Source organism: Variovorax sp. SG517, assembly GCF_013376045.1.
Taxonomy (GTDB): Bacteria; Pseudomonadota; Gammaproteobacteria; order Burkholderiales; family Burkholderiaceae_C; genus Variovorax.
Genome location: NZ_JABMJG010000003.1, coordinates 588,123 through 604,491, shown reverse-complemented (window position 1 = coordinate 604,491; position 16,369 = coordinate 588,123). Strand labels below are relative to the sequence as shown.

Genomic DNA, 16,369 nt, shown 5'->3' with positions numbered 1-16,369 from the left:
GGTTGTTCGCTTATTTTTTCGCGGCCACTTCGCGGCAGCGCTGCACGTTCGCGTCGAAGCGCGAGGCCAGGCCCGGCTCGCACTCGTCGGACGGCGTGAGCCTGCACATGCCGACCACAGCGTAGTCCATCACCGCCGCCGTGCACATCGGGTATGCAGCGAGCTCGGGATTGGCCTTGCTCTTGAAGCCCCAGCGCTCCGAGAACTCCAGCGTGCGGACCATCGCGCCGTGGAAGAAGCTGCGGTCCTTGGCGGCGATGGCTGCCTCCATGCGGGGCAGCTCCTCGTTCAGGTAGCCGACCGAGTCGAGCGGAAAGCCCGACGGATCCTGCTGTGCGGTGGCGAAGGATGCGGCGAGCACGAGGGGCAAGGCCGCGAGAGCGCGCAGAACGGGGGAAGTCGCGCGGCGTTGGAAAGTGCGGTGAAGGTGCATGGCCCCGAATTCTGCAACGTTTTGAAGCATTTCCGAACCCGCCGCGATGCGCAGGCACCACGCCGCCCGGCTTTGCTAGCGGCCCTTCTTCTGCTTGTCGAACTTACGCCAGTACTGGAACTCGTCCTCGTGTACCTCGAGGTCGATCTCCGAAACGCGCGCCTGCAGCCGCTCCTGCACCTCGGCCACCGCCCGGTTGTAGACCAGCGGCCCGATCTCCTCGAGGAAGAAGCCCAGCAGCGCGCCGGCCGCGACGTTGCCGATGGGCTCCTCCATGTTCTCGCGGAAATAGCGCTCGATGGAGGTGATGGCCTGCTGGCGGGCTTCTTTCGGGATCTCGATGGTCATGGGTCTTCTGTCCTCGGGAGGTTCGGGCCGTCGATTGTGCAGGGCACCGGCCCCGCCCTTCGCTACCATGCGCGCTCACAACAACACCGGAGACGCACACCATGAAGTTCCGCCCTGCCACCCTCGCGGCGCTCGCGGCCCTGGCCGCCCTCGTCGGCTGCACGAACCTCACCCCCACCGTGCCGCAGCGCCAGCTGATGCTGGTGGCCAACGACGAAAAGCAGTCGTGGAACGACGCCGGCGCGGTGATCCTCGGGCCAATGGGGCGCGACACGGTGCAGGTGCTGGACATCGGCACCGATCCGCTCGCTCCCAAGGTGCTCGGCACGCTGCAGCTGGACAACACCATCGCCGGCCCGCCGACCAACCTCGCGATCACGCCCGGCGAGACGCTGGCGCTGGTTGCCAACTCGCTCAACGTGGTCGAGGAGAACGGCGCGCGCAAGCAGGTGCCGGACAACCGGCTCTTCGTGATCGACCTGACCACCACGCCGCCCAAGCTGCTCGACACCCTTCAGGTGGGCAGGCAGCCCTCGGGCCTGTCGATCAACCGCGCAGGCGACCTCGCGCTGGTGGCCAACCGCGCCGACAACTCGGTGAGCGTGCTGCGCATCTCGGGCAAGAAGGTGACGCTGGTCGACACGGTGGCCATGGGCGACTCGGTGGCGCACGTGCGCTTCACGCCCGACGGCAAGCGCGCGCTGGCGGCCAAGTTTCCGAGCCACAAGATCGCGCTGCTCGACGTGAACGGCGAGAAGGTCAGCTACAACAAGGTCGATCTCGCCGCCGGCCTGTGGCCCTACAACGTCGACGTGACGCCCGACGGCAAGCTCGCGCTGACCGCCGACAACGGCAACTCGGGCGCCTCCGACGGACAGGTCGACACGGTCAGCGTGATCGACCTGGAAGCCGCGCCGCCGCGCGTGATCGACAAGGTGGTGGTCGGCGACGGCCCCGAGGGCCTGGCCGTGAGCCCGACCGGCCGGCATGCGGTGGCCGTGATCCTGCGCGGCAGCAACGCGGCGAAGAACGCCTACTTCTACAACCGCAACGGCTCGGTGGTGCTGCTGAAGATCGACGGCAAGAAGGTCACGCGCGCCAACGAGGTGGTGGTGCGCGGGCTGCCCGAGGGCGCGGTGTGGAGCGCCGATGGCCGGTATCTGTACGTGGGCAACTTCATCGACCAGGACATCACCATCCTGCGGCTCGATGGAGACACGCTGGTGCCCACGGGCCAGTCGTTCCAGCTTCAGGGCCATCCGGCCGCGATGCGCGGGAAAATGACGCACTGACAGACCAGCCTCCCCCGAAAGAACGAAGACCCATGGCCCAGCCCAAACGACCTCTCCGCACGCTCGAACGCGGCATCCTCTGCCTAGTGATCGGCGCTGCCGTCCTGCTGGGGCCGCGCTTCCTGCAGGGCACGCGCTGGTTCGAGATGGTGGCGGGGGCCTATCTGGTGGGCTGGTTCGCGGTGGTGCTGGGGGTGGTGCTGATTGTGGTCGAGCTGTTGAAGCTGGGCAGGAAGCGTCAGTAGGGCCCGTTGAGGCGGCGGCACCCGCCGCCTGGTCGGTCCACTGCAGAAAAATCCTGAGGCATTCATGGCACTCACCCGCGACAACTGGCCTGGCCGACCGGCCATTCAGGCCTCGCTGACTGCACAGTTCACGCTGCCGCCTCTGCCCCCGCCGATCCAGGAGTGGTTCGCCTGGTGCCGCAGTGTGGAGGCGCAGTCCCTGGTGTTGGACGAGACGGGTTGGCGCGACGGCTGGCGCGGCGAGCTCACGGGCTCGGGCGCTTTCGATGAGCCTGGCCTGATGGCGCAAATGGAGGGCTACCGTTTCATCCTGGACCAGGCAGCCAGCACGCCGGAACATCTGGTGTGGCGCGACGCCGTGGCCAAGGGCCAATGGCAGCCGCATTGGGTGGTTCTGCACACCGCGGACGGCGATCCGTTGATCGGCGACATCAGCAAGCCCGAAGTACCCGTCCTCTGGGACTGGCATGGAAGCGGACGCTGGTCGCCGCAGCCGTTGTTCCCGAATCTTCGAATGCTGATGGAGCGCATCGAGGTCGATGTGCCGGCTCTACCGGACGGCGTTGCGTCAACGGTCCTCTTCTACACGGTGCATCTGACGGATCTGGGCACTCAGCCCTTGCAGGTGCTGACCGCGCTCAAGGAGCTTTCGAACTACAGGCACCTGGCGGGCGCAGCCCTGTTGAAGCTCAAGCATCAGCTGCCGTTGGAGTTGTTGGCCGACAACCCAAGCGTCGCGGCGAAGGACTACCTGGTCCAGCGCTTCGAGGCGCTTGGCGCCCGGGTGACGGTCGTCGAACGGGGCCTGTGAAGAGTCGGTCAGCCGGGCAGCCGGGCCGTATCAAGCCTTCTTGCCGCGCATCTTGCCGATCAGTTCCACGACCACCAGCACGATCGCACCGGCCACGAGGCCCACGCCCGCATTCACGCCCATCGAGCCCAGCGTGCCGAACACGCCGCCCGTGGCCTTGGCCCAGTCTTCGACCGCGTGGCCCAGCGCCGGCACGCCGTGCACGAGGATGCCGCCGCCCACGAGGAACATCGCGGCCGTGCCGGCCACCGACAGCGCCTTCATGAGCCACGGCGCCGCGGCCAGGATGCCGCGGCCCAGGGCTTGCGCTCCCGCGCTCGCGCGCTGGCTCAGGTAGAGGCCGGCGTCGTCGAGCTTCACGATGCCGGCCACGAGGCCGTAGACGCCGATGGTCATGATGAGCGCGATGCCCACCAGCACGGTCAGCTGCGTGGTGAAGGGCTGGCCCTGCACGGTGCCCAGCGTGATGGCGATGATCTCGGCCGAGAGGATGAAGTCGGTGCGCACCGCGCCCTTGATCTTGTCCTTCTCCATCGCAACCACGTCGACCGAGGCATCGGCCATGGCCTTCTCGTGGCGTTGCGTGTCGGTGTCGTGTTCTTCCTTGTGCAGGAACTTGTGTGCCAGCTTCTCGGCGCCTTCGAAGCAGAGGAATGCACCGCCGATCATCAGCAGCGGCGTCACCAGCCAGGGCAGCCAGGTGCCGATGGCCAGCGCGGCCGGCACGAGGATGGCCTTGTTGACGAAGGAGCCCTTGCACACGGCCCACACCACCGGGATCTCGCGCTCGGCCTTGACGCCGGTGACCTGCTGCGCGTTGAGCGCGAGGTCGTCGCCCAGGACGCCGGCCGTCTTCTTGGCGGCTACCTTGGTGAGGACCGATACGTCGTCGAGAACGGTGGCGATGTCGTCGAGCAGCAGAAGCAGGCTGGAGGCCATGGGCAGGATTCGGGCTGAAAAGAAAGCGGCGAGCTTATCCGCAGCCGGGTTGCGCCCCGGCAATACCCGTACGCCGGCGCCGCCCTGGCCCTCAGAGCGCGCTCAGAGCGCGCTCAGCGCAATGGCCAGCATGGCCGCCAGCGAGGCGCCGAAGAGCGCCAGGCCCACGCGGCGGCGGCGATGCGTGAGCATCCACAGCGCCACGCCCGAGATCGACAGGAAGATCAGGCTGCCTGCCAGCGTGTCGACCAGCAGGATCCACGGCAGCGGCATGGCACCGCCCTTGTGCATGTTGGTGAGCGTGGCCACGATGCCGTTGTGCGTGGTGGTGACGCCCACCGAGCGGTTGCCCTGCCAGTACTCGGCCTGGACGATCTCGCTGGGACCGCCGAAGCTGAAGATCCAGTGCGCCGGCTGCGTGAGCGCGGGCGCGTTCTTGTCGCTCTTGTCGGCCCATGCGACGGGCTTGGCGGGCTCGATGCGGCTGGAATTGGGCGGGCCGCTCATGCGCAGCGCCTCCTGCAGCCAGCGGCTCATGGCCTCGGGCGTTTCCGGCGCCGGATCGGGCAGCGAAAGCTGGGCGCGCGTACGTTCCTGGGCCTGCGGCAGCTTCATCACGTTGCGGTGGTTGAGCCAGATGCCGCTGAAGCCGAACAGCAGCCCCAGCACCGCGCCCCAGAGGCCGAACCAGCCGTGGGTGCGGCGAATCCACTGCACGGCGGCCGTGCGGCGCTGGTGCGAACGCACGCGCGCGGCGTGGCCCAGGGTGTTGCTGCCGGCGGCGTCCATGTCAGGCCACGGCGCGCTTCAGCCGGATCTCTTCGACGCGCACGGTGCCGAAGGCGGTGGTCTTGGCGGTCTTCATCTCGCGCTTGAAGCCCGCGAGTTCGTGGAAACGCATGGCGCGTTCGTTGCGGATGGGCACCCAGATGGTGACCGTGGTGCAGCCCTCTTCCTCCAGGCCTTCGCGCGCGGCGTCCCAGAGGGCCACGCCCGCGCCCTTGCCCCAGTGCTCGGGCTTGACGTAGATGGCCCAGATCTCGCCGGTGGTGGGCGGCGTCTTGGGGTCGCGCGAGCGGTCGAAACCGACGAAGCCGATGATCTCGCTGCCCGACACGGCCACCCACACCTGCGGCTCGCTGTATTCGATGGCCTCGCGCCACTTGGCTTCGCGGCTGGCCGGGGCCAGGGCGCGCAGCTCTTCCTCGGGCAGGATGCCCTCGTAGGCGGCCTTGACGGCGAGAGCGTGGATTTCTGCGACGGCCTTGGCGTCGCGCAGGGTCGCGGGGCGAACTTCGTAATCTGACATGAATGCGGGAAATCGAATGGAACCGCATATTGTCGCCGCACCGCTAAACTGCACGCCGCATTGCCGCAACAACCGGAGAAATCGACATGGCCAAGGGTCAGCAACGCAGCAACAAGGAAGCGAAGAAACCGAAGAAGGACAGCTCGCCGCCCAAGCCCGTGAACACCGGTGGCGGCTTCGAGCCGGTCCGTACGGTCACGACCGAGGTCATTCCCCGCGGCAAGCTCAAGAACAAGTGATGAGCGAAGCGCCAGCGCCCGCCCCCAGGCCCCAGCCGCGCAACCCGCTGCACGGGGTCACCCTGGAGGCCATCGTGACGGCGCTGGCCGATTACTACGGATGGGAGCACCTGAGCGAGCTCGTTCCCATCCGCTGCTTCACGCTCGACCCGAGCGTGAGCTCCAGCCTCAAGTTTCTGCGCAAGACGCCATGGGCGCGCGAGAAAGTCGAGAGCCTTTACCTCTTCATGCTGCGCGAGCAACGCCGCGAGCAGCAACAACAGCAGCAACAGCCATGAAGGTCCGGATCGAGCCTTCGGGCCTCGACTTCGAGACCGACGCCGAAACCACCCTTTTGAAGGCCGCCGAGGCCGCCGGCATCGAACTGCCGAGCTCGTGCCGCAATGGCACCTGCCGCACCTGCATCTGCCTGCGGCTCGCGGGCGAAACCCGCCACATCATCGAATGGCCCGGCCTGAGCGCCGAGGAAAAGGCCGAGGGCTGGATCCTGCCCTGCGTGGCGCAGGCGCTCGGCGACATCACGCTCGAAGTGCCGGGCGCACGCGCCCTGTTTGCAGACTAGGCGCTCGGCGGCCTGACCGAAGGCGCCGCCACCACCAGCCGGTCGCGGTGCGCCAGCGAGGGGAATATCCTGAACCAGCTCAGCGCGACCAGCATCGTGCCCACGCCGCCCACCACCACCGAGCCGACCGGCCCGAGCAGCGCCGCCGTGGCCCCCGATTCGAACTCGCCGAGCTGGTTGCTCGCGCCGATGAAGATCGAGTTGACCGCGCTCACCCGTCCGCGCATGGCATCGGGCGTTTCCAGCTGCACCAGCGTCTGGCGGATCACCACGTTGACCATGTCGGCGCCGCCGGAGACCGCAAGCGCAATCAGCGAGACGATGAAGCTCTTCGAGATGCCGAACACCACCATGCACAGCCCGAAGAGCCCGACGGCCAGCAACAGCGTGCGCCCCACGTTGCGCTCCACCGGCCTGCGCGTGAGCGCGATCGACATCACCAGCGCGCCCACGGCCGGCGCGCTGCGCAGCAGGCCGAGCCCCCAGGGGCCGGTGTGCAGGATGTCCTTGGCATAGATCGGCAGCAGCGCCACCGCGCCGCCCAGCAGCACGGCGAACAGGTCGAGCGAGACGGCGCCGAGCACGGGCTTGCGCTTCCAGATGAAATCGACGCCCGCGAACACCGTGGCCAGCGTGACGGGCTCGCGCGCGGCCGGCGTGTAGGCGTAGCGCAGCCGCAGCACCAGCGCGCAGGCGATGGCGAAGAAGACCACGCTGGCGCCATACACCACCGCCATGCCCGCCACGAACAGCAGGCCGCCCAGGGCCGGCCCGCCGATGATCGCGCCCTGCATGCCCGCCGAGCTGAAGGCCATCGCGCGCGACAGCATCGAAGGCGGCACCAGCAGCGGCGTCAGCGCCTGCTGCGCCGGCATCTGGAATGCCCGCACCGCGCCCAGCACCAGCGACAGGCCCAGCAGCAGGCCGCGCGTGTCGTGCTTCTCGAGCACCGCCAGCAGCAGCACCAACGCCACCAGCCCCTGCACGGCGAAGCAGGCCGCCACGATGCGCCCGCGATGGTGGCGGTCGACGACGTGGCCGGCCAGCAGCGCCAGCACCAGCGCGGGCACGAACTGGTAGAGGCCGACCAGCCCCAGGTCCCAGGCGCTTCCGGTGAGTTCGTACATGTGCCAGCCGATGGCCACCAGCAGCATCTGCGAGGCGGCGGTGCCGAACAGGCGCGCAGTCCACATCTGCATGAACGGGCGTTCGCGCGTCAGGTCGGAGAAGCTGGGGGGAGAAATCGCCGCAGCCGGCAATGGGGCTTGGGCGTCGGGGGAGGAGGAAGCAGAGACTGGGGCGGGGCCGGACATTCGCCCGAGGATAGCCGAGGCCGGATGAGCGGGGCGTGAGGGCCAGCAAGCGGCGGCCGGGGCCTGTCTACACTCGGCGGCTCCCATGACCGCCCCGCCGCCGCTGCAACCCGTTCACGAAGACGCCCACCTGCTGGTGCTCGACAAGCCCGCCGGCCTGCTCTGCGTGCCCGGCCGTGGCGAGGACAAGCAGGACTGCCTGAGCGCGCGCGCCACGCGGCAGTGGCCCGACGCGCTCATCGTGCACCGCCTCGACATGGCCACCAGCGGACTGGTGGTGATGGCGCGGGGCATCGAGATGCAGCGCGCGCTGAGCGCCGAATTCGCCGAACGCAGGGTGCACAAGCGCTACGAAGCCGTCGTCGACGGCGAAATGCCGCTGCGGGAGGATTGGTCGGCGATCGACGCGCCCCTGATGGCCGACTGGCCGCGCCGCCCCCTGCAGAAGATCGACCCTGCCGGCAAGCCCAGCGTCACGCGATGGAAGGCGCTTTCAGTGCTGCCGGGAGAGCCCGCCGCCACGCACGTGCTGCTGGAGCCTCTGACGGGCCGCTCACATCAACTGCGGGTGCACCTGCTGTCGATCGGCCATCCGATCCTGGGCGATGCGCTGTACGGCGATGCCGCGCTGCAGGCACGAGCGCCGCGGCTGATGCTGCATGCGAGCGAGCTGGGGTTCGTGCATCCGGCGACGGGCGAAGTGCTTCGCTTCGAGCGGCCCTCCGGGTTCGCCTGAGGCTCCGCCCGTTCGTTCCTAGATTGCGCTACAGACGCCGCGGTTTGCGTTGTTGCCGTCGTTGCCGCTGCCGCTCAGCCGCCCTTGACGACCAGCACCGGCATGTTCGCGTCCTGCAGCACGCGCTGCGTCACGCTGCCCAGCAGCAGTTTCTCGATGCCGCTGCGGCCGTGGGAGCCCATCACGATCAGGTCCGCCGCGATGGCGATGGCCGTGTCGACGATGCCTTCGTGCACCACGTGGCCGTCGATCACGCGCTGGTCGCTGTGAAGGCCCTCGGCCGCGAGCGCCGCCACGCCGCGCGCCAGTGCGGCATTGGCACTGGCAGTGGCCGCCGCGAGGTATTCGTTCTGGCCGAGCGCGTAGTCCGCGCCCACGCCGATGAAGGGGTAGTTGTCGATCACGTGGATCAGCGTGATGCGGCTACCGAAGGCCAGCGCGAGGCCGCTGGCCTTGCTGACGGCGAGCATGGAAGTTTCGGAGCCGTCGATCGGAACCAGGATGTGATTGAACATGGCGGGACCTCGCTTTCGTTCGCAGACAGACTCGGCCCATACCGGACCGGGGCCCCGAATTTAACCGCTGTTGCTCGGCGCGGGCTGTAGGACTCGTACCAGCAAGGGCAAGCCCCCGTATTGCAGGGCGTCAATCCCCCTGGAAACCCTCTGCCCGGCAGGTGATCACCAGCGTGTCGCGCCAGCCTTCGCCGCCCTCTTCGAGCGGCTGGATCGGCGTCGACTCGTGGATCACGCGCGCGTCGTCGAGCAGCAGCAGCGTCCACGGCTCGGTCATCGTGAAGCGCTCGCCGCGACGCCCGTTGGCTTCGAACACGCGCGTCTCGCCGCCCTTGATGCCGTGCCGCCCCACGAGCGCCACCGCCACCAGATCCACGCCATCGCGGTGCGCCCCCTCGGGCGTGGGGCGGCCGATGCCGCCGGCGGTGTCGATGCGGAACTGGTGCGCTTCCACGTACCAGCGCTGCGCCGAGCCGCGCATCTCGCTGCTGGCCCTGCCGAGCTGCTGCAGCAGCCGCTGCCACACGGGCTGTGCAACGGTGCCCTCGAGCATCGGCGCGAACCAGCGCTGCATGCCGCCGTGCAGCGCGTTGTATTCGACCGGCTGCCAGTGCGCGCGATGCGGCACCTGCGCCAGCGAGGCCTGCGCGTCGGCCTCGACCGTGAAGCAGGCATGGCGCCGCGTACGGTAGCGGCCGCCGTCCTTCAGGTAGTCGTCGGGCGGAAGGCCATTCCAGTCGGCGTGCAGTGCCTCGAGCTGCGAGATCGGAACGCCGAGCCATTCGCTGACGCCCTGCGGGCTCAGCACGGCATAGCCCTGGTCGCGCAGCGCGGCGGGCAGCTCGGCCGGGGCGATGAACGGAGGAGCGAAGGCGGCGGTGGTCACTGGGCGCTGACCTTCACGTCCTTCCAGAACGCGACGCGGTCGCGGATCTCTTCGGCTTCGGGCTTCGGATCGGCGTAGTACCAGGCGGCATCGGTGTTGAGCTCGCCGTTGACCAGGAGCGAGTAGTAGCTCGCGGTGCCCTTCCAGGGGCAGGTGGATCTGTGGTTGCTGAAGGTGACGAAGTCGCGGTTGAGCGAGCTCATCGGGAAGTAATGGTTGCCTTCGACGAGGACGGTGTCGTCGCTTTCGGCGATGGTTACGCCGTTCCAGGTTGCTTTCATGGTGCTTGGGGTCTCCGGGGGCGGCCGGGTGCCGCTTTCGAAGGATATTGTGCCGCTGCTGCGGGGTTGGGCTTCCTTGGCTTCTATCTACCCTGTAGAGGGTTTGGATTCTGGAGCCGGGGGCCGGCTTCACTTTCGTTGGCCTTGCCTCGGTGGGACGCTGTTGGGTGATTGCTTCCCGAGGCCGGGTCTCGGCCCCGGGAAGCAAACCCCTCACAAGGCTAAGCAGCCAGCCAATGAACGCTGAAGAGCCTCTCCGGATCAGTCCAAACCGCCCCAGGCCGAAACCCAGCCCTCACAGCCAGCCCCCGAAGCCCTTCCACAGTGAACTTGTGCGAGTACTCCGTATGAATAGTCTCCCCTTCGGCAAACCCGAACACTTGCCCGTTCAGGCAAACGCTCTGATCCCGCCGGCTCACAAGGTGCATCTCGATCCTCTGCCGAGGCGCGTTATAGAACGCCGCATGCGAGAACCCATCGAGATCGAAGTCGGCATCCAGTTCGGCATTCGCACGCCGCAACAGATTGAGGTTGAACTCCGCAGTCACCCCCTGTGCATCGTTGTACGCAGCATGCAGCCGCGCCGGATCCTTCACCAGATCGACCCCGATCAGCAACCCGCCCCCGCGCAGCATCCGCGCAGCCAGCTGCAGGAAGGCCAGCGCCTCGTCAGGTTCGAAGTTCCCGATGGTCGAGCCCGGAAAGAACCCCACACGGCGACCGGAGCCAGCCATCGGCGCGGGCAGCACCAAGGGCATCGTGTAGTCCGCAGCGATGGGCTGCACCACCAGCTCCGGATAGTCCGCCTTCAGCCGCGCGGCCGCCGCCTCCAGGTGCTCACCTGAAATGTCGATGGGCAGGTAGCGCCTGGGCGTTTCCAGTGCATCGAGAAGCAGCCGCACCTTGGTGAGCGACCCCGCGCCGAACTCGACGATCTCCGCGTTCGGCCCGATCTGCCCGGCGATCTCGCCGGCGCACTCGCCGAGGATGCGCAACTCGGTGCGCGTCGGGTAGTACTCGGGCAGCTCGCAGATGCGGTCGAACAGCTGCGAGCCGGCCACGTCGTAGAAGAATTTCGGCGAGACGCTGCGCGGCGAGCGCGCGAGCCCCGCCTGCATCTCGCGGCCGAACTCCGACAGAGGCGGCGTCGCAGCCGCCGCTTGCGAGGGCGACGCTGCCGGCTTCTGCCGTGCCGTCGCGGGCACGAAGGACGACAGCGAGGACGAGGAAATTGGATTGCGCATGATCAGAGGTCTTTCGCGAGCCGCAGCCCCGTGAACTGCCAGCGCGCCGCCGGCGGGAAGAAGTTGCGATAGCTGGGCCGCGCATGCCCGGCTGGCGTGGCGACGCTGCTGCCGCGCAGCACCAGTTGCCCCACCATGAACTTTCCGTTGTATTCGGCCGCGATGCCCGCCAGCGGCCTGAAGCCCGGGTACGGGTCGTACGACGACCGCGTCCATTGCCAGACGTGCCCCGTCATCTGCGAGATGCCCGGCGCGTCGCATGCGGCTTCCCATTCGAACTCGGTCGGCAGCCGCGCGCCGGCCCATTCGGCGTATGCGGCGGCCTCGTAGAAGCTGAGCTGCGACACGGGTGCATCCGCCTCCATCGGCCGCACGCCGTGCAGGCCGAACACATGCCAGCCGCCGGCGCTCTGCGGCGACGAAGACCCGGCGAAGCGCAGCCTCGGATCGTCCTGCGCCAGCCAGCAGGCCGGATGCCGCCAGCCGTTGGCCTGCACCGCGGCCCAGCCGTCGGACAGCCACAGCTCGGGCCGCTGGTAGCCGCCGTCCGCGATGAACTGGGCGTAGTCGCCGCAGTTCACGAGGCGATCGGCAATCGCGTAGGGCTGCAGCAGCGCGCGGTGGCGCGGCGTCTCGTTGTCGAAGGAAAAGCCCGTGCCGTCGTGCCCCACCTCGACCATGCCGCCGGGCTGCTCGATCCAGCGCATCGCGGGCGGCACGGCGGCAAGCCGCAGGGCGGGCCCGCCTGCCGGCTTGTAGGCGGGCAGCATGGGGTTGCACGAGAACGCATGCAGGATGTCGGTGAGCAGCAGCTCCTGGTGCTGCTGCTCGTGGTTCAGGCCCAGCGTGACGATGGGCTCGATCACGGTCCAGTCGAAGCCGCCGTCCTCGAGCAGCGCCACCACCGCCTCGTCCACATGGCGGCGGTATTCGTGCACCTCCTCCAGAGAGGGCCGCGTGAGCAGGCCGCGCTGCGGGCGCGGATGGCGCGGGCCGAGCGCCTCGTAGTACGAGTTGAAGAGGTAGAGGAAGCGCGCGTCGAAAGGCTGGTAGCCGCCGGCATGCGGCTGCAGCAGCACGCTTTCGAAGAACCAGGTGGTGTGCGCGAGGTGCCACTTGGTGGGGCTCGCGTCGGGCATGGACTGGATGCACTGGTCTTCGGCGGAAAGCGGGGCGGCAAGCGCCAGGCTCGTGGCGCGCACTTCGCGGAACCTGTCGCGCAGCGCGCCCGCCGCCTGAGTGATCGGCCGGGAAAGCGTCATGGAATCTCCAGTCGGGTCAGCCGCAAGTTGTAGCCCATCCGGGTCGCGGCGGCGCGTAGGACAAAACGCCGCAGGCCTGCCGCCGCGACTTCGGCAAAGAGCGCAAACGAGCGCAAGGGGCAGCCACTGTGGCACAAGACGCCGGGGCGTGCAGGGCGGCTGCGTATCATCCGACGCATGCAAACGATCAACCCCTCGGGCAGGCCCAAAGTCGTCATCGTCGGCTGCGGATTCGGCGGACTCGAAGCGGCGCGCAAGCTGCAGAAGTCAGACGTCGACGTGACGGTGATCGACAAGACCAACCACCACCTGTTCCAGCCGCTGCTGTACCAGGTGGCGACCGCGGGACTCGCAGCTCCGTCCATCGCGGCGCCTGTGCGCGGGCTCTTTCGCAAGCAGCCGAACATCACCACGCTGCTGGGAGAGGTGAGCGGCATCGATCCGTCCACCCGGTCGGTGCACCTGGCCAACGGCGACCGCGTGCCCTACGACCACCTGATCGTTGCGGCCGGCGCCACGCACAGCTACTTCGGCCACGACGAGTGGTCCACCGTCGCGCCCGGGCTGAAGACGCTGGCCGACGCCTTCGAGATCCGCCGCCGCGTGCTGCTGTCGTTCGAGAACGCCGAGATCACGGCCGACCTGGAGCGCCGCCGCGCCCTGCTCACCTTCGTGGTGATCGGCGCCGGGCCCACGGGCGTCGAGATGGCGGGCACGCTGGCCGAGATCGCCAAGCACACGCTGTCGGGCGAGTTCCGCCACATCGACCCCGGCAGCGCGCAGGTGCTGCTGGTCGAGGGCGGCCCGCGCGTGCTCCAGGCCATGCCCGAATCGCTGAGCCAGAAGGCGCTCGAGCAGTTGGAAAGACTGGGCGTCGAAGTGCGCCTGAACGCGCGCGTGACCGCCATCGATGCCAACGGGCTCGAAGTGCAGACCGGTGGCGGCGCAGACGGAGCGCCTGTCACCAGCTACCGAATCGATAGCAGCTGCGTGGTGTGGGCGGCCGGCGTGGCGGCCTCGCCGCTGGGCCGCATGCTGGGCACCGCCACGGGCGTCGAATGCGACCGCGCGGGCCGCATCAAGGTCGAGCCCGACCTGAGCCTCGCGGGCCACCCGGAGATCAGCGTGGTCGGCGACCTCGCCGCCGCCATGAGCCATGCGCCCGGCAAGCCGCCCAAGCCCGTGCCGGGCGTGTCGCCCGGCGCCAAGCAGATGGGGCGCGCGGCGGCAGCCAACATCCTGCGCCGCATCGCGGGCCAGCCGACGGTGCCGTTCCGCTATGCCGACTACGGCAACCTCGCCACCATCGGCCGCAATTCCGCGGTGGTCGACCTGGGCACGCCTTTCGGCCCGCTGCGCTTCAGCGGCCGGCTCGCATGGCTGTTCTGGCTGTTCGCGCACGCGTACTTCCTGATCGGCTTCCGCAACCGCATCGTCGTGATGATGGACTGGGCCAGCGCCTACTGGAGCTTCCAGCGCAACGCTCGCGTGGTAGCCGATGTGCAAGGCAAGAGCGAATCCTGACCGTGGAACTCCCCCAGGCTTCGCGCACTTCGTGTCGCTTCGCCAACCCCCTCACCGGGGGCGACACCGGCGGGCCGGCAAAGCCGGTTCCGCGGTGTCCCGCCAACCGGCTGCGCCAGTTCTATGCGTCGCGGGTCACGCGAACGCGGGGCAGAAAAATGGGCCTTCCATGTCTCTGACCCTATGGATCGCAGCGCATGCCGCCGAAGCGCTGTTCTGCCTCTGGGTGCTGCGCTGGGGCGGCGCGCAGCGGCTCGAAGGCAGCTTCGCCTCGGGCCTCATCAGCACCTTTGCACCGCGCTGGAGCGCCCAGGGGCTGAAGCTGGCGGCGCTGATCCTACTGTTCTTCTGCGCCGTCAGCTTCGCGGCGGGGCTTTTCGTGCCCTCGCTGCGATGCTGGGGAAGCTGCTGAGGGGCGCCTTCTTCAGGTCCCGATCACGCCGCCGTCGTTCTTGGTGATGGCAATGGTCGCCGAGCGCGGCCGGCCTGCGCCGTCGGGCCACTTCGACACGGCGAGCGGGCGATCGGGGTCGCTGCGCTCGTTGGCGGGCTCGCCCGGGTGCTGGATGTTGATGAATAGCGTGCGCAGGTCGGGCGTGGCGGTGAGGCCGGTGATCTCGCAGCCGGCCGGGCCGAGCAGGAAGCGGCGGATCTCGCCCTTGGTCGGGTCGCAGGCCAGCATCTGGTTGTTGGGCATGTTGGCGTACTCGCCCTTGCCCAGCGTCGATGTCGACACGTCGGTCTCGATCCACAGCACGCCGCGCGCATCGACCATCAGGCCGTCGGGGCTGCCGAAGAAGTCGCCCTTGACGTTGCCCTGCGCCTCGTAGCGCACCTGCTTCGGGTCGCCCGCGAGCACGAGGTGGTTCCAGGCGAACTTGGTCGCGTCGAGGTCGCCGCTTTCCTTCCAGCGGATGATCTGGCCCATCGTGTTGTTGGAGCGCGGGTTGGCCGCGTCCATGAAGGGCTGGCCGGCGCCGCCGCGGTTGCTGTTGTTGGTGAGCGTGCAGTAGACCTCCTTGGTAAGCGGGTCCACCGTGGTCCATTCGGGACGGTCCATCTTCGTGGCGCCCAGCAGGTCGCTGGCCTGGCGCGCCTTGATGAGCACGTCGCCCTGGGTCGCGAAGCCCTTGTCGGCCACGAGGCCGCCCTTGCCCTGCGTGAGCGGCAGCCATTCGCCGGTGCCGTCCACGTCGAAGCGCGCCACGTACAGCGTGCCGTGGTCGAGCAGGTCGCGGTTGGCGGCTGCGCCGCCGGGCTTGACCGCGTCTCGGCTCACGAACTTGTAGATGTATTCGAAGCGCGAGTCCTCGCCCATGTAGATCACGGCGCGGCCGTCGTCGGTGAGCGCGGTGGCGGCGCCCTCGTGCGCGGCGCGGCCCAGCGCGGTGCGCTTGCGCGGCGTGGAGGCGGGGTCCTGCGGGTCGATCTCGACCACCCAGCCGTAGCGGTTCGATTCGTTGGGGTGCTTCGACACGTCGAAGCGCGCCTCGTGCTCGTGCCAGCGGTACTTGGCGCCGTTGCCCTTCCTGATGCCCCAGCGCTTCTGGTGGGCGTCGGGCGTGTCGGTGCCCTCGAAGTAGTCGGCGAAGTTCTCCTCGCAGGTGAGGTAGGTACCCCACGGCGTGTGGCCGTTGGAGCAATTGTTGAAGGTGCCCAGCACCTGCGTGCCGGAGGGATCGGCAGCGGTGCGCAGCATGGCGTGGCCGGCGGCGGGGCCGGTCAGCGTCATCGGGGTGAGCGCGGTGACGCGGCGGGCGAAGCGCGAAGGCGTGAGCTGGGTCCACCTGCCGGCGCCGTCGCGCTGCAGTTCGATGACCGACACGCCGTGCGCGTTCATCGACTTGCGCACTTTCTCTGGCGTCCAGGTCTTCATGCCGTCGGGGTGCAGCAGGCCGTCGTCGACGTACTCGTGGTTCAGAACCAGCAGGCCGCGGCTGGAGCCTTCGAGCGGAAAGAAGGCCATGCCGTCGTGGTGCATGCCGGCCTGCAGCGCCTGCTCTTCGGCGGTGTTGGAGCCGTCGGCCTTGAAGGCGGGCATGGCGCCCGCGATGCCGGTCGGGTCGCCCCAGCGGTAGAGAACCTGCGTGCTGTAGCCCTCGGGCACGACCACGGTGTCGACGGCCGCCATGGGCACGCTCTTGAAGCCGATGGCGCGGCCCACGCCGCTCACGTTGCCGCCACTGCCGCCGGTGGTGGCGCAGCCGGCCAGCGTGCCGGCCGCCAGCGGGCCGAAGAGCCCGGCTACCGCCGCCGCCATGCCGCCGCGCACGAACACGCGCCGGGCCGGGTCGGAAACTTCATGGATGGTGGGGTTGGCGCAGGGATTGGAGTCTTCCATGCGGGCGAAGTCTTTTGCCATGTCGTTGTCGCGGGGATTGTGGGAACCCGACATGGTCCTGCCCTCCCGTGAATCCGCCGTGACATGAG

Annotated in this window: 21 protein-coding genes; 9 read left to right on the top strand and 12 right to left on the bottom strand. The window is 68.6% G+C overall.

What is annotated here, in order from left to right; translation table 11 throughout:
* Nucleotides 1-10 precede the first annotated feature (10 nt).
* Nucleotides 11-361 (bottom strand): hypothetical protein, encoded by a 351-nt coding sequence (locus FHT32_RS12165; RefSeq protein ID WP_371132168.1) that lies wholly within the window; start codon nt 359-361, stop codon nt 11-13.
* Nucleotides 362-508: 147 nt separating this feature from the next.
* Nucleotides 509-781, bottom strand: coding sequence for a DUF2164 domain-containing protein (locus tag FHT32_RS12160; RefSeq protein ID WP_126024178.1), 273 nt, complete (start codon nt 779-781; stop codon nt 509-511).
* Nucleotides 782-882: 101 nt separating this feature from the next.
* Between FHT32_RS12160 and FHT32_RS12155 the strand changes: the two genes are divergently transcribed.
* The 3 genes from FHT32_RS12155 to FHT32_RS12145 all read left to right on the top strand — a co-directional run bounded on the left by FHT32_RS12155 (nt 883) and on the right by FHT32_RS12145 (nt 3,129).
* Entirely contained in the window at nt 883-2,073 is a 1,191-nt protein-coding gene (locus FHT32_RS12155) for a YncE family protein (protein WP_176664872.1), read from the top strand.
* Nucleotides 2,074-2,105: 32 nt separating this feature from the next.
* Complete coding sequence (locus tag FHT32_RS12150; RefSeq protein ID WP_176664871.1) at nt 2,106-2,318, top strand: hypothetical protein; 213 nt, start codon at nt 2,106-2,108, stop codon at nt 2,316-2,318.
* 64 nt (nt 2,319-2,382) lie between these two features.
* A complete protein-coding gene (locus FHT32_RS12145; protein WP_176664870.1) occupies nt 2,383-3,129 on the top strand; it encodes a hypothetical protein in 747 nt (248 codons plus the stop codon).
* A gap of 30 nt (nt 3,130-3,159) precedes the next feature.
* Here the strand turns inward: FHT32_RS12145 and FHT32_RS12140 are convergent, their stop codons facing one another.
* The 3 genes from FHT32_RS12140 to FHT32_RS12130 all read right to left on the bottom strand — a co-directional run bounded on the left by FHT32_RS12140 (nt 3,160) and on the right by FHT32_RS12130 (nt 5,377).
* On the bottom strand, nt 3,160-4,068 hold the full coding sequence (locus tag FHT32_RS12140) for a DUF808 domain-containing protein (RefSeq protein ID WP_176664869.1): 909 nt from the start codon (nt 4,066-4,068) through the stop codon (nt 3,160-3,162).
* A gap of 102 nt (nt 4,069-4,170) precedes the next feature.
* Nucleotides 4,171-4,857, bottom strand: coding sequence for a PepSY-associated TM helix domain-containing protein (locus FHT32_RS12135; protein WP_176664868.1), 687 nt, complete (start codon nt 4,855-4,857; stop codon nt 4,171-4,173).
* Between the two features lies 1 nt (nt 4,858).
* On the bottom strand, nt 4,859-5,377 hold the full coding sequence (locus tag FHT32_RS12130) for a GNAT family N-acetyltransferase (protein WP_176664867.1): 519 nt from the start codon (nt 5,375-5,377) through the stop codon (nt 4,859-4,861).
* A gap of 86 nt (nt 5,378-5,463) precedes the next feature.
* On the opposite strand from FHT32_RS12130, the gene FHT32_RS12125 reads away from it, so the two are divergent.
* Genes FHT32_RS12125 through FHT32_RS12115 form a run of 3 tightly spaced genes read left to right on the top strand, consistent with a single transcriptional unit; the run spans nt 5,464 to nt 6,178 of the window.
* Complete coding sequence (locus FHT32_RS12125; protein WP_176664866.1) at nt 5,464-5,616, top strand: hypothetical protein; 153 nt, start codon at nt 5,464-5,466, stop codon at nt 5,614-5,616.
* On the top strand, nt 5,616-5,894 hold the full coding sequence (locus FHT32_RS12120) for a VF530 family DNA-binding protein (protein WP_176664865.1): 279 nt from the start codon (nt 5,616-5,618) through the stop codon (nt 5,892-5,894). Before FHT32_RS12125 ends, FHT32_RS12120 begins: the two co-directional genes overlap by 1 nt.
* The gene (locus FHT32_RS12115) at nt 5,891-6,178 is read left to right on the top strand and encodes a 2Fe-2S iron-sulfur cluster-binding protein (RefSeq protein ID WP_176664864.1); all 288 of its coding nucleotides are present in this window, start codon (nt 5,891-5,893) and stop codon (nt 6,176-6,178) included. The genes FHT32_RS12120 and FHT32_RS12115 overlap by 4 nt, the downstream gene beginning before the upstream one ends.
* Here FHT32_RS12115 and FHT32_RS12110 read toward each other — a convergent pair.
* Nucleotides 6,175-7,377: an MFS transporter gene (locus FHT32_RS12110; protein WP_371132167.1), complete on the bottom strand. Its 1,203-nt coding sequence runs from the start codon at nt 7,375-7,377 to the stop codon at nt 6,175-6,177. The genes FHT32_RS12115 and FHT32_RS12110 overlap by 4 nt on opposite strands.
* Nucleotides 7,378-7,576: 199 nt before the next feature.
* On the opposite strand from FHT32_RS12110, the gene FHT32_RS12105 reads away from it, so the two are divergent.
* Nucleotides 7,577-8,227 (top strand): RluA family pseudouridine synthase, encoded by a 651-nt coding sequence (locus tag FHT32_RS12105; RefSeq protein WP_176664862.1) that lies wholly within the window; start codon nt 7,577-7,579, stop codon nt 8,225-8,227.
* A 74-nt stretch (nt 8,228-8,301) separates the two neighbouring features.
* Here the strand turns inward: FHT32_RS12105 and FHT32_RS12100 are convergent, their stop codons facing one another.
* The 5 genes from FHT32_RS12100 to egtB form a co-directional block, all read right to left on the bottom strand.
* Nucleotides 8,302-8,742 carry a universal stress protein gene (locus FHT32_RS12100; RefSeq protein WP_007833935.1) on the bottom strand — a complete coding sequence of 147 codons (441 nt, stop codon included), beginning with the start codon at nt 8,740-8,742 and terminating at the stop codon, nt 8,302-8,304.
* Nucleotides 8,743-8,872: 130 nt separating this feature from the next.
* Nucleotides 8,873-9,628 (bottom strand): 2OG-Fe dioxygenase family protein, encoded by a 756-nt coding sequence (locus tag FHT32_RS12095; protein ID WP_176664861.1) that lies wholly within the window; start codon nt 9,626-9,628, stop codon nt 8,873-8,875.
* On the bottom strand, nt 9,625-9,909 hold the full coding sequence (locus tag FHT32_RS12090; protein ID WP_176664860.1) for a DUF427 domain-containing protein: 285 nt from the start codon (nt 9,907-9,909) through the stop codon (nt 9,625-9,627). The genes FHT32_RS12095 and FHT32_RS12090 overlap by 4 nt, the downstream gene beginning before the upstream one ends.
* A gap of 221 nt (nt 9,910-10,130) precedes the next feature.
* Nucleotides 10,131-11,153, bottom strand: coding sequence for an L-histidine N(alpha)-methyltransferase (gene egtD / locus FHT32_RS12085; protein ID WP_176664859.1), 1,023 nt, complete (start codon nt 11,151-11,153; stop codon nt 10,131-10,133).
* 2 nt (nt 11,154-11,155) lie between these two features.
* Complete coding sequence (egtB, locus tag FHT32_RS12080) at nt 11,156-12,415, bottom strand: ergothioneine biosynthesis protein EgtB (RefSeq protein ID WP_176664858.1); 1,260 nt, start codon at nt 12,413-12,415, stop codon at nt 11,156-11,158.
* Between the two features lie 177 nt (nt 12,416-12,592).
* On the opposite strand from egtB, the gene FHT32_RS12075 reads away from it, so the two are divergent.
* Together FHT32_RS12075 and FHT32_RS12070 are read left to right on the top strand one after the other, a co-directional pair.
* Nucleotides 12,593-13,939 carry an NAD(P)/FAD-dependent oxidoreductase gene (locus FHT32_RS12075; protein WP_176664857.1) on the top strand — a complete coding sequence of 449 codons (1,347 nt, stop codon included), beginning with the start codon at nt 12,593-12,595 and terminating at the stop codon, nt 13,937-13,939.
* Between the two features lie 169 nt (nt 13,940-14,108).
* Nucleotides 14,109-14,351: a hypothetical protein gene (locus tag FHT32_RS12070; protein ID WP_176664856.1), complete on the top strand. Its 243-nt coding sequence runs from the start codon at nt 14,109-14,111 to the stop codon at nt 14,349-14,351.
* 12 nt (nt 14,352-14,363) lie between these two features.
* Here FHT32_RS12070 and FHT32_RS12065 read toward each other — a convergent pair whose 3' ends face one another.
* Nucleotides 14,364-16,301 carry a PhoX family phosphatase gene (locus FHT32_RS12065; protein ID WP_176664855.1) on the bottom strand — a complete coding sequence of 646 codons (1,938 nt, stop codon included), beginning with the start codon at nt 16,299-16,301 and terminating at the stop codon, nt 14,364-14,366.
* Between the last annotated feature and the right edge of the window lie 68 nt (nt 16,302-16,369).

Excerpts from the sequence above, each read along its gene's own strand:
- FHT32_RS12145 (WP_176664870.1), top strand. The coding sequence starts at position 2,383 with ATGGCACTCACCCGCGACAACTGGCCTGGCCGACCGGCCATTCAGGCC.
- FHT32_RS12110 (WP_371132167.1), bottom strand. The coding sequence starts at position 7,377 with ATGCAGATGTGGACTGCGCGCCTGTTCGGCACCGCCGCCTCGCAGATG.
- FHT32_RS12100 (WP_007833935.1), bottom strand. The coding sequence starts at position 8,742 with ATGTTCAATCACATCCTGGTTCCGATCGACGGCTCCGAAACTTCCATG.
- egtD (WP_176664859.1), bottom strand. The coding sequence starts at position 11,153 with ATGCGCAATCCAATTTCCTCGTCCTCGCTGTCGTCCTTCGTGCCCGCG.
- FHT32_RS12065 (WP_176664855.1), bottom strand. The coding sequence starts at position 16,301 with ATGGCAAAAGACTTCGCCCGCATGGAAGACTCCAATCCCTGCGCCAAC.
- FHT32_RS12150 (WP_176664871.1), top strand. The coding sequence starts at position 2,106 with ATGGCCCAGCCCAAACGACCTCTCCGCACGCTCGAACGCGGCATCCTC.
- FHT32_RS12105 (WP_176664862.1), top strand. The coding sequence starts at position 7,577 with ATGACCGCCCCGCCGCCGCTGCAACCCGTTCACGAAGACGCCCACCTG.
- FHT32_RS12090 (WP_176664860.1), bottom strand. The coding sequence starts at position 9,909 with ATGAAAGCAACCTGGAACGGCGTAACCATCGCCGAAAGCGACGACACC.
- FHT32_RS12070 (WP_176664856.1), top strand. The coding sequence starts at position 14,109 with ATGTCTCTGACCCTATGGATCGCAGCGCATGCCGCCGAAGCGCTGTTC.
- FHT32_RS12120 (WP_176664865.1), top strand. The coding sequence starts at position 5,616 with ATGAGCGAAGCGCCAGCGCCCGCCCCCAGGCCCCAGCCGCGCAACCCG.
- FHT32_RS12075 (WP_176664857.1), top strand. The coding sequence starts at position 12,593 with ATGCAAACGATCAACCCCTCGGGCAGGCCCAAAGTCGTCATCGTCGGC.
- FHT32_RS12160 (WP_126024178.1), bottom strand. The coding sequence starts at position 781 with ATGACCATCGAGATCCCGAAAGAAGCCCGCCAGCAGGCCATCACCTCC.
- FHT32_RS12130 (WP_176664867.1), bottom strand. The coding sequence starts at position 5,377 with ATGTCAGATTACGAAGTTCGCCCCGCGACCCTGCGCGACGCCAAGGCC.
- FHT32_RS12140 (WP_176664869.1), bottom strand. The coding sequence starts at position 4,068 with ATGGCCTCCAGCCTGCTTCTGCTGCTCGACGACATCGCCACCGTTCTC.
- FHT32_RS12155 (WP_176664872.1), top strand. The coding sequence starts at position 883 with ATGAAGTTCCGCCCTGCCACCCTCGCGGCGCTCGCGGCCCTGGCCGCC.
- FHT32_RS12135 (WP_176664868.1), bottom strand. The coding sequence starts at position 4,857 with ATGGACGCCGCCGGCAGCAACACCCTGGGCCACGCCGCGCGCGTGCGT.
- egtB (WP_176664858.1), bottom strand. The coding sequence starts at position 12,415 with ATGACGCTTTCCCGGCCGATCACTCAGGCGGCGGGCGCGCTGCGCGAC.
- FHT32_RS12115 (WP_176664864.1), top strand. The coding sequence starts at position 5,891 with ATGAAGGTCCGGATCGAGCCTTCGGGCCTCGACTTCGAGACCGACGCC.
- FHT32_RS12125 (WP_176664866.1), top strand. The coding sequence starts at position 5,464 with ATGGCCAAGGGTCAGCAACGCAGCAACAAGGAAGCGAAGAAACCGAAG.